Genomic DNA, 14,095 nt, shown 5'->3' on the forward strand with positions numbered 1-14,095 from the left:
TATCTCACCAGAGCGGCCGTTACGTGTGGATAACTCGGTCTTCGGCAGCTACAATGGCGGCTGTTTTTTGCCTCGCCGCTTTCCTATTTAGGGGTTATCCGTGTCCGTTGAACTTTGGCAGCAGTGCGTAGAGCTTCTGCGCGATGAACTGCCTGCCCAGCAATTCAATACCTGGATCCGACCGCTGCAGGTTGAAGCCGCAGGCGACGAGCTTCGCGTCTATGCACCGAATCGTTTTGTGCTTGATTGGGTCAATGAAAAGTACCTGACGCGGCTGCTGGAATTGCTCGCCGAACGCACCAATGGCATGGTGCCGGCACTGTCCTTATTAATAGGCAGCAAACGCAGCAGCGCTCCTCGCTTGGCTGCCACGCCTGCGCCAGTCGTGCCCAGCAGGCCAGCGGCGCCGCCCAGGGCCGCCCCCGCGCTGTCAGAGCCCTCGCGTTCCAGTTTCGATCCGATGGCAGGGGCTGCCAGCCAGACCGCTCCTGCGCGCACTGAGCGTACGGTACAAGTGGAAGGTGGCCTCAAGCACACCAGCTACCTGAACCGTACCTTCACCTTCGACAACTTCGTCGAGGGCAAGTCCAACCAGTTGGCTCGCGCGGCGGCCTGGCAGGTGGCGGACAACCCCAAGCACGGTTACAACCCGCTGTTCCTCTATGGCGGTGTGGGCCTGGGCAAGACCCACTTGATGCACGCGGTGGGCAATCACCTGTTGCAGAAGAACCCCAATGCCAAGGTGGTGTACCTGCATTCCGAGCGCTTCGTTGCCGACATGGTCAAGGCGCTGCAGTTGAATGCGATCAACGAGTTCAAGCGTTTCTACCGTTCGGTGGATGCCTTGCTGATCGACGACATCCAGTTTTTCGCCAAGAAAGAACGCTCCCAGGAGGAGTTCTTCCACACCTTCAACGCACTGCTCGAGGGCGGCCAACAGGTGATTCTGACCAGTGACCGCTACCCGAAGGAAATTGAAGGCCTTGAAGAGCGCCTGAAGTCGCGCTTCGGTTGGGGCCTGACGGTGGCGGTGGAACCGCCCGAGTTGGAAACCCGGGTGGCGATCCTGATGAAGAAGGCCGATCAGGCCAAAGTCGATCTGCCACACGACGCAGCGTTCTTCATCGCCCAACGCATCCGTTCCAACGTGCGTGAGCTGGAAGGCGCACTCAAGCGGGTGATTGCGCATTCGCACTTCATGGGCCGTGACATCACCATCGAGTTGATTCGTGAATCGCTGAAGGATCTGTTGGCGCTGCAGGACAAGCTGGTCAGCATCGACAATATCCAGCGCACAGTCGCCGAGTACTACAAGATCAAGATCTCCGATCTGCTCTCGAAGCGCCGCTCGCGCTCGGTGGCGCGACCGCGACAAGTGGCGATGGCGCTGTCGAAGGAATTGACCAATCACAGCCTGCCGGAGATCGGTGATGCCTTCGGCGGCCGCGATCACACCACGGTATTGCACGCTTGCCGTAAGATTGCTGAACTTAAGGAATCCGACGCGGACATCCGCGAGGATTACAAAAATCTGCTGCGTACGTTGACCACTTGATTACGCCACTCCACTAGGCAAGGGACTAGACCATGCATTTCACTATTCAACGCGAAGCCTTGTTGAAACCGCTGCAACTGGTCGCCGGCGTCGTGGAACGCCGCCAGACCTTGCCGGTTCTGTCCAATGTGCTGCTGGTGGTCGAAGGCCAGCAACTGTCGCTGACCGGTACCGATCTCGAAGTCGAGTTGGTGGGACGGGTAAGCCTGGATGAACCGGCAGAGCCCGGTGAAATCACCGTACCGGCGCGCAAGCTGATGGATATCTGCAAAAGCTTGCCAAATGATGCGCTGATCGACATCCGCGTCGACGATCAGAAGTTGCTGGTCAAGGCCGGACGTAGCCGTTTCTCCCTGTCGACCCTGCCGGCCAATGACTTCCCCACCGTCGAGGAAGGACCGGGTTCGTTGACCCTCAGCCTGAGCCAAAGCAGATTGCGCCGCCTGATCGAGCGCACCAGTTTTGCCATGGCGCAGCAAGACGTGCGCTATTACCTCAATGGCATGTTGCTGGAAGTTCAGACCGGTATTCTGCGCGCAGTCGCCACCGATGGTCATCGCCTGGCCATGTGCTCGATGGCCGCCGAGATCGAACAAACCGAACGGCATCAGGTGATAGTGCCGCGCAAGGGTATTCTCGAGTTGGCGCGTCTGCTGACCGAGCAGGATGCCAACGTCAGCATCGTCCTCGGCCAACATCATATTCGGGCGACCACCGGTGAGTTCACCTTCACCTCCAAACTGGTCGACGGCAAGTTCCCGGATTACGAGCGTGTCCTGCCGCGCGGTGGCGACAAATTGGTGGTCGCCGATCGTCAGGGCCTGCGCGAAGCGTTCAGCCGCACGGCTATTCTCTCCAACGAAAAGTACCGCGGTATTCGTTTGCAATTGGCTAGCGGCCTGCTGAAAATTCAGGCCAACAATCCTGAGCAGGAAGAGGCCGAAGAAGAGATTGCCGTGGACTACAACGGCAATCAGTTGGAGATCGGTTTCAACGTCAGCTACCTGCTCGATGTCCTGGGTGTAATGACGACTGAACAAGTACGCCTGATTCTGTCCGACTCCAATAGCAGTGCTCTGGTGCAGGAGGCCGATAACGACGATTCCGCCTATGTCGTTATGCCCATGCGTCTGTAACTGCTAAATGTCCCTCACCCGCGTCATGGTCACCGCGGTGCGCAATTTGCACCCGGTGACCCTCTCCCCTTCCCCGCGTATCAATATCCTTCACGGCGCCAATGGCAGCGGCAAAACCAGTTTGCTGGAAGCCGTATATCTGCTTGGTTTGGCCCGCTCATTTCGCAGCACACGACTACTGCCAATGATTCAGTACGAGCAACAGGCCTGTACTGTTTTCGGTGAAGTGCAACTGGCCGATGGCCGGCAAAGTAGTCTGGGTATTGCCCGTGATCGTCAGGGTGAGTTGCAGATTCGCATCGATGGGCAGAATGCGCGCAGTGCTGCCCAGTTGGCTGAAGCGCTGCCATTGCAATTGATCAATCCGGACAGTTTCCGCCTTCTCGAAGGCGCCCCCAAGGTTCGTCGGCAGTTTCTCGACTGGGGAGTGTTCCACGTGGAACCTCGCTTTATGCCGGCTTGGCAGCGCCTGCAGAAGGCCCTGCGGCAGCGGAACTCGTGGCTGCGGCATGGTACACTTGACGCCGCTTCGCAGGCGGCCTGGGACCGTGAGCTATGCCTGGCCAGCGACGAGATCGATGGTTATCGACGAGCCTATATCAAGGCCTTGAAACCGGTGTTTGAGCGCACGCTAGGCGAGTTGCTCGAGCTGGAAGGATTGACCCTCAGTTATTACCGCGGCTGGGACAAGGAACGTGAACTGAACGAAGTGTTGGCCACTTCCCTGCTCCGCGATCAGCAAATAGGTCATACCCAGGCCGGCCCTCAGCGCGCGGATCTCAGATTACGTTTGGCAGCCCATAGTGCTGCGGAGATATTGTCGAGAGGTCAGCAAAAGTTGGTCATTTGTGCCCTGCGCATTGCTCAGGGCCATTTAGTAAATCAGGCCAAGCGCGGGCAGTGCGTTTATCTGGTGGATGACTTGCCGTCAGAACTGGATAAGCAACATCGCCACGCCTTGTGCCGTTTGTTGGAAGACTTGCACTGCCAGGTGTTCATCACCTGTGTAGACCATGAATTGTTGAGGGAAGGCTGGCGCACGGATACGCCCGTTGCCATGTTCCACGTGGAACATGGCCGTATCACCCAGACCCACGACCACCGGGAGTGAAGCATGAGCGAAAACCAAACGTACGACTCCAATAACATCAAGGTTTTGAAAGGCCTGGATGCCGTACGCAAGCGCCCTGGCATGTACATCGGCGATACCGATGATGGCAGCGGTCTGCACCACATGGTATTCGAGGTGGTCGACAACTCGATTGACGAAGCGTTGGCGGGGCATTGCAGCGACATCACCATCACCATCCACCCGGATGAATCCATCAGCGTGAGCGACAACGGTCGCGGCATCCCGGTGGATATTCATAAAGAGGAAGGTGTTTCCGCCGCCGAGGTCATCATGACCGTGTTGCATGCCGGCGGTAAGTTCGATGACAACTCCTACAAGGTATCCGGCGGCCTGCACGGCGTGGGTGTCTCGGTGGTCAACGCCCTTTCCGAGCATCTGCTGCTCACCGTGCGCCGCAGTGGCCACATCTGGGAGCAGACCTACGTGCATGGTGTGCCACAAGAACCCATGCGTATCGTTGGCAACTCCGACACCACTGGCACCCAGATTCACTTCAAGCCGTCCTCGCTAACCTTCGCCAATATCCATTTCAACTGGGATATTCTGGCCAAGCGTCTGCGCGAACTGTCGTTCCTCAACTCGGGTGTCGGCATCGTGCTCAAGGACGAGCGCAGCGGCAAGGAAGAGCTGTTCAAGTACGAAGGTGGCCTGCGCGCCTTCGTCGAATACCTCAATATCAACAAGACTGCGGTCAACCAGGTGTTCCACTTCACCTTCCAGCGTGAAGATGGTATCGGTGTCGAAGTGGCCTTGCAGTGGAATGACAGCTTCAACGAGAACCTACTGTGTTTCACCAACAATATTCCCCAGCGCGATGGTGGTACCCACCTGGCCGGTTTCCGTTCGGCGCTGACGCGTAACCTGAACGCCTATATCGAGCAGGAAGGTCTGGCCAAGAAGCACAAGATCGCCACCACCGGCGACGATGCCCGCGAAGGGTTGACTGCGATTATTTCGGTGAAGGTTCCGGACCCCAAGTTCAGCTCGCAGACCAAGGACAAGCTGGTCTCCTCCGAGGTCAAAACCGCGGTCGAGCAGGAAATGGGCAAGCACTTCTCGGACTTCCTCCTGGAGAATCCGAGCGAAGCCAGGGCCGTGGTCGGCAAGATGATCGACGCCGCCCGTGCCCGTGAAGCCGCGCGCAAAGCGCGTGAGATGACCCGGCGCAAAGGTGCCCTGGATATCGCCGGCCTGCCCGGAAAACTGGCCGACTGCCAGGAAAAGGACCCAGCGCTGTCCGAACTCTACATAGTGGAAGGGGACTCCGCGGGCGGTTCTGCCAAGCAGGGCCGTAACCGCAAGACCCAGGCGATCCTGCCGCTCAAGGGCAAGATCCTCAACGTCGAGAAAGCCCGCTTCGACAAGATGATTTCCTCCCAGGAAGTCGGCACGCTGATCACCGCGCTGGGTTGTGGTATCGGCCGCGATGAGTACAACATCGACAAGCTGCGTTATCACAACATCATCATCATGACCGACGCCGACGTCGACGGTTCGCACATCCGTACCCTGCTGCTTACCTTCTTCTTTCGTCAGTTGCCGGAACTGGTCGAGCGCGGCTACATCTATATCGCCCAGCCACCGCTGTACAAGGTCAAGAAGGGCAAGCAGGAGCAGTACATCAAGGACGACGAGGCCATGGAGGAGTACATGACCCAGTCGGCCCTGGAAGATGCCAGCCTGCACGTCAACGAAAGTGCACCCGGCTTGTCAGGCGCTTCGCTGGAGCGGCTGGTCAATGACTACCGCCTGGTAATGAAGACCCTCAATCGCTTGTCGCGGCTGTACCCGATCGAGTTGACTGAACACTTCGTCTACATTCCACGCGCCAGTACCGAACAGTTGGCGGACAAGGATGCCATGCAAGCCTGGCTAGGCCTGCTCGATGCCCGTCTGAAAGACACGGAGAAGTCCGGTTTGGGGTACAAGACCAGCCTGCACGAAGACCAGGAGCGTCACCTGTGGCTACCGCGGGTCGAACTGATTTCCCACGGGGTCTCCAGCTACATCACCTTCAATCGCGACTTTTTCGCCAGTAACGACTACAAGACCGTCACCAGCTTGGGCGACCAACTGAACAGTCTGCTGGAAGAAGACGCCTACGTGCAGCGCGGCGAACGCAAGAAGGCGGTAACCACCTTCAAGGACGCCTTGGGCTGGCTGATGACCGAGAGCACTAAACGCCACAGCATTCAGCGCTACAAAGGTCTCGGTGAAATGAACCCGAACCAGCTGTGGGAAACCACTATGGACCCCGACGTACGGCGCATGCTCAAGGTGACGATCGAAGACGCCATTGGCGCGGATCAGATCTTCAACACCTTGATGGGCGATGCCGTAGAACCACGCCGCGAATTCATCGAGGCCAACGCCTTGGCGGTTTCCAATCTGGACTTCTGATCGTTTTGTAAACGAGCACATTAAATGTCGCACTCGCGCAGAATAAGTGTCGCGACCTAAGCTAAAACCCCGGCCGAAAGCCGGGGTTTTTCTTTTTAGATCAGCCGGTTACGAGTAGCTTGAAAGCGATACTTGGGAGTGAGATGTAGCTACGCTCGGGCGCTGCCCGAGTGCTCGGAAATCTCGTCTTTGTGCGCACAGAAATGTACGGAATTGAGCGATGTGGATCCGGATGCCAATTTGGATCAATGAAAATAGCATCGCCCATCAGCCGTCTGAATCCGCTGATGGGCGAGGTAATGCAGCACGCTTTTGTGCCGTTGACCTTTGCCCTCGGCGGGGCGTAAAACACCTGGCAGTTATCTGGGGTGGCACGCTCGGTGGTTTCAAACCGGGCGATTAATGCAGACGAGGCGGCTCGCGCGGCAGTTCGCATAACGGCGCCTATGTTCAATAGCGCCCCTAGCTAGACCTTGGCGCGGTGGTAGGGCACCAGATACGGGGGCAATGGTTCAGCAATCCTGGCCGGTCGGCGTCGGTTGCCGCGCAGAGGATTCGGTTTGCAAAAAGTCGGCGGCCCTGCCATCGTAATGACGAATGTCATTACAGTGAGGGCTATGGCCATGGCTTCGATCAATATCCGTGTCGACGACGAGCTGAAAGCCCGCGCTTACCGCGAGCTGGAACGCCTCGGCGTGACCCCGTCCGAACTGATGCGCCAAGCCTTGCAGTATGTCGCCGAGCGCGGCCAGTTGCCCTTTCGCCCGGTACTGATGACCGAGGAAGACGAGGTCTTGATCGCCACCGTGCGCGACCGCCTGGCCGCACCCCAGCGCGTGAAGGTGGCGCTGGATGACCTATAGCCTGGAATTCGATGCGCGGGCACTGAAGGAATGGCACAAGCTGGGTGATATCGTTCGCCAGCAGCTGAAGAACAAGCTCGCGGAGATACTGCTCAACCCGCGCATTGAGGCTAACCGTCTGCATACGCTGCCCGACTGTTACAAGATCAAGCTGCGCAGCAGTGGCTATCGGTTGGTGTACCAGGTGATCGACCATGAGGTGCTGGTGTTTGTGGTGGCGATTGATCGCCGTGAGCGTGAGCAGGCCTACCGCAAGGCTGCCGAACGTTTCAAATAACTGCTTACGGGCCAACCGTTTGCTTATCTCTGACAGAGAGTGGCCTGGGTGCTATGAGTGATACTGATCTGCTGGGGTATTTACAGGTCGAAAATGCCCGCTTGATCGCTCTGTTGCAATCGCATGGCATTGAGTGGCGTTTGCCTGCCGAGTCATCGCAAGCTGAACCGGCGAGCCCACCGCCACTGTTAAGTTCGAGTCTCGATACGGATGCCAAGCTGGCGCTGTTCAAGCGATTGTTCCGGGGCCGAGCCGATGTGTATCCCATGCGCTGGGAAAGCAAGGCCGGTAAAGCAGGCTACTCGCCCGCTTGCGGCAATGAATGGCGACCGGGTGTGTGCGAGAAGCCACGGATCAAATGTGGGGACTGCTCGTACCGTCAGCTCATGCCGCTGACCGATCAGGTGCTCTATAAGCACCTGGCCGGCGAGATTGTCATCGGCGTTTATCCCTTGCTGCCAGATGACAGCTGCTACTTTCTGGCGGTGGATTTTGACGAAGCCGATTGGCGCGCGGATGTCACGGCTTTCGCTCAGTCATGCCGTGAGTTGGGCGTGCCCGTGGCATTGGAAATATCCCGCTCAGGCAACGGTGCGCATGCCTGGGTTTTCTTTGAGCGCAATGTCCCCGCCTATGAGGCGCGCCTGCTTGGCGCAGCAATCATCAGCCATACCTGCGAGCGTACCCGGCAACTGACGTTGGGGTCATATGACCGGCTTTTCCCAAATCAGGACAGCATGCCCAAAGGCGGCTTTGGCAACTTGATTGCCCTGCCCTTGCAGAAGCGAGCCCGCTCGCTTGGAGGCAGTGTTTTTGTCGATGAGACGCTGACGCCCTATCCCGACCAGTGGGCATTTCTGGCCAGTATTCAGCCTATGCCTGTGCAGGACATTGCGCCGACAACCCTGCGGGCCACTGGCGCTCGCCATCCATTGGATGTCACCGCAGTGGCGGATGACGATGAGCTGAAACCCTGGCATCGCACACCGGCAAAGACTCAGAAATTGGCGTGTGCGCTGCCCGCATCAGTGAACGTGACCCTGGCCAACCAGATCTATTTCGACAAGTCGGAACTGCCCCAGCCATTGGTCAACAAGCTCATTCGGTTGGCGGCTTTTCAGAATCCGGAGTTTTACAAGGCACAGGCTATGCGCATGTCCGTGTGGAATACGGCGCGGATCATCGGTTGTGCCGAAAACTTTCCTCAGCATATTGCTGTGCCGCGTGGTTGCCTGGATGACGTGCGGACGTTATTGCATGGCAACGGGATTGAGCTGCTGCTGCGCGATGAGCGCTTCGCAGGAGCGCCCATCGATGTCCGCTTTGCGGGCACGCTACGCCCGGATCAAGAGGCTGCTCTCGAAGGCATGTTGGTGCACGACACCGGCGTCCTTTATGCGCCAACCGCTTTTGGAAAAACCGTCACGGCTGCCGCATTGATTGCCCGGCGCGGTGTGAACACACTGGTGCTGGTGCATCGGACGGAGTTGCTTCAGCAGTGGAAGGAGCGGTTGCAGGCTTTTCTGGATGCAGACAAAACGACGGTCGGCAGCATCGGCGGTGGTAAGGCCAAGCCGACAGGTATCATCGATGTTGCCGTGATGCAGTCATTGTCGCGACAGGGCGACGTCAGTGAGCAGGTGAAAAACTACGGGCAAATCATCGTGGATGAATGTCACCACCTGTCAGCTTTTTCGTTCGAGGCCATCCTCAAGGCCGCTGGTGCTAAATATGTGTTGGGCCTGACCGCTACGCCAGTACGTCGTGATGGTCAGCAGCCGATCATCTTTATGCAGTGCGGGCCCATTCGACATACAGCGACCAGGCCCGAGAGTGCTCCAGCTGATCTGGTCGTGATGCCGCAGTGGCTGTCTCGACCGATAGTCATGCCTGAAGGGGCAGGCATCCAAGATGTCTTCTTGCAGGTGTGCAGCGACACGGAGCGAACAGCCAAGATTGTTGCTGAGGTCGGAGACGCTTTCGACCAGGGACGGAAGATCCTGGTGCTGACTGAGCGAACGGATCACCTCCGTGCCATTGAGGAGCAGTTGGTTGGTCGGGTCGAGAATCTGTTCACCCTGCATGGGCGGCTGTCCAAGAAGCAACGCGTCATACTAATCGGCGGGCTGGAAGCGTTAGCACCTGATGCACCGCGGGTGATCTTGGCAACCGGGAAATTGGTTGGCGAGGGGTTTGATCACCCGGCACTGGATACCCTGGTTCTGGCTATGCCGGTTTCCTGGAAGGGCACTCTCCAGCAGTATGCGGGTCGCCTGCACCGGGAGCATGCGAGTAAGGCTGATGTGCGCATCATCGACTTAATCGATGCCGGACATCCTGCTTTGCTCCGTATGTGGAGCAAACGCCAAGCGGGTTACAAGGCTATGGGGTATCGATTTGCTGATTCGTCCAGCTCAATGGAGCTGCTGGGAAAGGACTAACGAGTCCTAGCTTACGCACCAAGCTTTTCATCCGTAGCAGTTGGAAAAGGCGGCTGTTTCCAGCTGGGTGGATTCGCAGTAACGCCGTAGCAAGCCGTGATTAACCGGAGATGACTGACCTGCTAAAGATGGAGAGGCCAGAAAGCACTGAGGGGAGCCGATGGCTCCCCTCTAATAATTAATGCGTGCTTTGTTTTTCTTGTTTAGCGATCTGTTGTTGTTATTAGTGATCGGCAGCTTGTTCATCAGATCCCCAGGAGGAATCAAGGGCAAACGTATTTTTTTGGTTGCTGGTACTGCCATTGTCACTAAGTGATCCAACCAGAGCGGGCTACCTCAAGGTAGTTTTATTCTTCTAAGCTTGGCTGCCGGTTCAGAGTCCCGGAAAAGCGTACCCTCTCCAAAAAAATCTGTTTGCTACTTCTCTGCGGTTTTGTTGTTGTTATGCCAGAGTCGAGATGTTTTTCTTTTTGCTATTTTTGTTGTTGTTCTGCCATTGATATTGCACAGCTCGTGCCAGATTTAAAATATCCTTATAAATCAACATATTGGTAAATTATCGATTTATTTGCCAGGTAGCGTGTGGCTGATCTGTTTCCGTACCACTCAGTTACGTTACCTGTGGATGGCGGTCGTAACACCGGACGCTCGGCCGCCAGTGTTGGGCGGTGTCACTCAGGGCGATTGATCGTCGGACGAGCAATCGGTTGGGCTATAGCGGTGGTGTAGCCGAGCGAACAAACCGCCTGTAGGAACCTGCCGCCAGTCAGGCAATCCAACAGGTCAAGCAGGAGAACCACGCCGCTGGAATCGCCTGGGTCAAGCCGATGATCCCCTCCCCCCCAAGTAATCTTTCGTACAGTGGCGTGTCCTGGCCGGAGACAGGATAAAAGACGTCGCCTACAGGAATGCGTGGGGTTGCAGCGAACGACAGGATAACGATGACCGCTGAGCGTGCTTATGACGCAGCCAACCTGGGGCTAAAGATGTTGGCCGTGGGTTCAACCGCCCAGATGAACCGGGCCATAGCCGCTGCTCGGAGTTGGGCCGTGGTTATGAGTCGCTAGGGCCTCACCGTGGCCAAGCAGGTAAGCGCCAATCCGCAAGCAGTCCATCAAACAATTACAACTACAAAGCACACCGCTTAAGTCGACCTGAGGGTTGATCCTGACCCGCAGCATCAGGCAAGGCGTTAGGCATGGGATTTCTATGAATATTATTTTGTCCGGCGCGATTATCACGCTGTTGCTCATCACCCTGTTTGTCCTGATGCGCTGGGGTAATCAGCGCTGTCATGGCTCTGAGCCTGTGGGGTTGTTGACCTTCATGGCCATCCTGTTTACCTCGGGCCTGGACATGGGCCTGATCATATTTCCGCTGACCGAGTTCCCGGTCTACGCCAAGGATGCGGAATATCAATTCTCCAACCCATTGGCTGTTGAGTTTGGCTTCTGGGGCTTTCTGATTTGGGTGTTTTACTTCATCACCACCTTTTACTTCTGTGTGATCGAGCCACGGGTGAAGTTCTTCGAACTGAAACCGGTGAAGATCATCAATAATTTGGTGATCATCTCGACCTGCGCCTTCACGGCTTACCTGTTCCTGGTGAATATCGCCTGGTATGCACCGGAAGTTGGCGAAGCCTGGGGTTACCTAGTGGTCTTCCTGATTCTGTTGGCGGCGGTTTATTCGAGCACCGACCTCAAGTACCTGAAGATCTTGAGCGTGGCCTCGACCTGGTTGTTCTTCGCCCTGATTGCCGGGATGTGGTGGCTGATGGATGCCGATGCAGGCTATGTGGCCGAGGCGGCTTCGGCGATCGGCACCGGCTATTTCGCCGAGCTGCATGAATTTGTCCTGCCGCTGAGCGACTACCACGCCTTCTACCTGTTCTGGTGGTTTGCCTGGAGCGTGATGATTGGCCAGTTCGTGTCGCGCTTTGTCGGCGGCCTGAAGACCTATCAACTGCTGCTGGCACTGCTGATCATCCCGTCCATTCCGTTGGCGATATGGTTTGCCGTGCTGTACTACTACTTCGCCAACGCCATTGAGATCACCCTGCTGTTGAAGCTGGCGATGGTCACGGTGGGGATTATCTTCGTGATCAATTCGGTCGATTCGCTGGTGCGCTTGTACACCGACAATCTGGGGATCAAGGTCGAGAAACTGGGGCGGCCGAAGTTCATTTTGCTCAACGTGAGTGTGCTAGCCGCCTTGGTCCTGCTGTTCAAATTCACCCCGTTCGAAATTCAGTCGGTAGGGCTGGTGGTTATTGCCCTGTATGCCGCGGCCATCGCGACCATCATGTGGCGGCATCGTCCGGCGTTGGCGTCGATCAATAGCTGAAGAGTGGGCTGTTGGGGTATTAACAGAACGGTATATCGAGCTTCACTTCAGCCGAATAAAGCAGCCCTCGAGTACCTGGGGCTGTTTTATTCCTTGGGCTGTCCTGGCGGCCGACTCACCGACTCTAGGCCAGTGGCGGCATCCACCAGTAGCGTGCGAAGTGGAACAATATCGGGGCGGCGAAACACACCGAGTCCAGGCGGTCGAGCATGCCGCCATGGCCTTCGATCATATGGCTCCGATCCTTCACCCCGCGATCACGTTTGATCGCCGACATCACCAGGCCACCGGCGAAACCGAGCAGGTTGACGGTCAGGGCCATCAGCGCCGCCTGCCAGAAGTTGAACGGGGTGATCCAGCCCAGCAGCGCGCCAACTACGCAAGCCAGGCTGACACCACCGGTAAAGCCTTCCACGGTCTTCGAGGGCGACAGGCGTGGGACGATATGTGTTTGCCTAGCAGTTGCCGCACACGTATTGCAGCACGTCGTCTACTTCGCACATCGAGATGCCCCAACGTCGAGTGGGCAGATCAGGCCGCTTCGGCCAGACCTTGACGCACTCGGTGGTAGAGGGTGTCGAACAGTAGGGCGAACGGCAGATACAGGGCGCTGGCGGCGATCAGGTTGGAGAGTTCGTTGAGGTAGGCGACGAGCTTCGACTGCTGGCCGAATTCACGGGCGAGTCATGCCGTCCAGGGCGTTGAGCGTCATGCGTAGCAGCATCCACAGCGGGATCAGGGCGAACAGCCAGGCGTGTTGATGGAAGGTCGGCAGAAGGCTGCCGAGCAGCAGCGCAATCATGGCCACTGTCAAAGTTACCTGATTGGCGCTCACGTTTCTGTCGTAGAGGTGCTTTACCCCAGGGCGCAGCAGGTTCTGGACGTGTGGTTTGAGTTGGTAAATGGAGCGCAACGGCCTGAATTCCCTTCAGTGCACAGGAGGGCGAATAGCTTAGGCGCTTTGGGTGTCCGGTGACGGTGCGTAGTGCCGGATTAGCGCAACGGTTGAAAACTTATACCCAGCTGACGAGCTTTTCATACCTTGGATAAAAGTATTAATAATCAGCTAGTTATGCCGGATAAATGAAGCTATTCGATATTTTGTGCACAGCTTATCCACAATTTTAAAGAATGCGGCGGATTCTCAATGGTATTGAATCTGCTGGTTGGTTAGATGCTTTCGCGGGTGTCGCAAGCGGTACCTTCGGCGGCCAGGGCACCGATATCGCGCTGTGCCTGGCTGATCCAGGCGAAGGCGCGCTCGTTCAACGCGGCAATTGCCCGCGGGCCTGTGCCTTCGGCGTGCATGGCCGGGCCTATTACCACCTGAATGGTACCGGGGTTTTTGCCCCAGCCCTGCTTGGGCCAAAACTCGCCGGCGTTATGGGCGATGGGTAATACCGGCAGGTTGGCGTTGACCGCCAGGGAGGCGCCACCACGGGAGAATTTGCCGATCTGGCCGGTGGCAATCCGCGTGCCTTCCGGGAAGATCAGCACCCAGGCGCCCTGCTCCAGGCGCTCGTGGCCCTGTTTGGCCAGTTGCTTGAGGGCGGCTTTGGGATTGCTGCGGTCGATGGCGATGGGTTTGAGCATGGCCATGGCCCAGCCGAAGAACGGCACATAGAGCAACTCGCGCTTGATCACCTGGCTCAGGGGCTCGAACAGCGCCGAGAGGAAAAAGGTCTCCCAGGTGCTCTGGTGCTTGGCGAGGATTACGCAGGGCCGCTGCGGGATGTTCTCCAGGCCGGTGACTTGGTAGCCAATACCCATCACCACCTTGGCCAGCCAGACGGCGCACCGGCACCAGGTCTGATTGACGAACCGGTAGCGCGCCCGAAACGGCAGGAAGGGCGCGACGAATACGCTGAGGATGCACCAGAAGCATGCGCTGGCAGACAGCAACAGGTAGAAAAGGAAGGTTCTGAGGGTCTGCAATATCGACATG

General features: G+C 57.3%; 9 protein-coding genes and 2 pseudogenes. 8 read left to right on the forward strand and 3 right to left on the reverse strand.

Features of this window, described 5'->3' with window-relative positions; translation table 11 throughout:
* The first annotated feature begins 100 nt into the window (after positions 1-100).
* From dnaA to VCJ09_RS00040, 8 genes are all read left to right on the forward strand, one after another.
* Entirely contained in the window at positions 101-1,555 is a 1,455-nt protein-coding gene (dnaA, locus tag VCJ09_RS00005; protein ID WP_324732600.1) for a chromosomal replication initiator protein DnaA, read from the forward strand.
* A 32-nt stretch (positions 1,556-1,587) separates the two neighbouring features.
* Positions 1,588-2,691, forward strand: coding sequence for a DNA polymerase III subunit beta (dnaN, locus tag VCJ09_RS00010; protein ID WP_079204102.1), 1,104 nt, complete (start codon positions 1,588-1,590; stop codon positions 2,689-2,691).
* A gap of 7 nt (positions 2,692-2,698) precedes the next feature.
* Positions 2,699-3,802, forward strand: a complete 1,104-nt coding sequence (recF, locus tag VCJ09_RS00015; RefSeq protein ID WP_324732601.1) for a DNA replication/repair protein RecF — start codon at positions 2,699-2,701, stop codon at positions 3,800-3,802.
* 3 nt (positions 3,803-3,805) lie between these two features.
* Positions 3,806-6,223, forward strand: coding sequence for a DNA topoisomerase (ATP-hydrolyzing) subunit B (gyrB, locus tag VCJ09_RS00020; protein ID WP_324732602.1), 2,418 nt, complete (start codon positions 3,806-3,808; stop codon positions 6,221-6,223).
* Between the two features lie 623 nt (positions 6,224-6,846).
* On the forward strand, positions 6,847-7,086 hold the full coding sequence (locus tag VCJ09_RS00025) for a type II toxin-antitoxin system RelB/DinJ family antitoxin (protein ID WP_324732603.1): 240 nt from the start codon (positions 6,847-6,849) through the stop codon (positions 7,084-7,086).
* Positions 7,076-7,363: a type II toxin-antitoxin system RelE family toxin gene (locus tag VCJ09_RS00030; protein WP_324732604.1), complete on the forward strand. Its 288-nt coding sequence runs from the start codon at positions 7,076-7,078 to the stop codon at positions 7,361-7,363. The genes VCJ09_RS00025 and VCJ09_RS00030 overlap by 11 nt, the downstream gene beginning before the upstream one ends.
* 53 nt (positions 7,364-7,416) lie before the next feature.
* Positions 7,417-9,804: a TOTE conflict system archaeo-eukaryotic primase domain-containing protein gene (locus VCJ09_RS00035; RefSeq protein ID WP_324732605.1), complete on the forward strand. Its 2,388-nt coding sequence runs from the start codon at positions 7,417-7,419 to the stop codon at positions 9,802-9,804.
* Between the two features lie 1,209 nt (positions 9,805-11,013).
* On the forward strand, positions 11,014-12,150 hold the full coding sequence (locus VCJ09_RS00040; RefSeq protein ID WP_324732606.1) for a BCCT family transporter: 1,137 nt from the start codon (positions 11,014-11,016) through the stop codon (positions 12,148-12,150).
* Between the two features lie 124 nt (positions 12,151-12,274).
* On the opposite strand, the pseudogene VCJ09_RS00045 reads toward VCJ09_RS00040, so the two are convergent.
* From VCJ09_RS00045 to VCJ09_RS00055, 3 genes and pseudogenes are all read right to left on the reverse strand, one after another.
* Positions 12,275-12,641 (reverse strand): annotated as a pseudogene (locus VCJ09_RS00045) (phosphatidate cytidylyltransferase); the annotation flags it as partial.
* A gap of 91 nt (positions 12,642-12,732) precedes the next feature.
* Positions 12,733-13,063, reverse strand: a pseudogene (locus VCJ09_RS00050) (CDP-alcohol phosphatidyltransferase family protein); the annotation flags it as partial.
* Between the two features lie 257 nt (positions 13,064-13,320).
* Entirely contained in the window at positions 13,321-14,094 is a 774-nt protein-coding gene (locus tag VCJ09_RS00055; protein ID WP_079204107.1) for a lysophospholipid acyltransferase family protein, read from the reverse strand.
* Position 14,095 lies beyond the last annotated feature (1 nt).

Source organism: Pseudomonas paeninsulae (assembly GCF_035621475.1).
Taxonomy (GTDB): Bacteria; Pseudomonadota; Gammaproteobacteria; order Pseudomonadales; family Pseudomonadaceae; genus Aquipseudomonas; species Aquipseudomonas paeninsulae.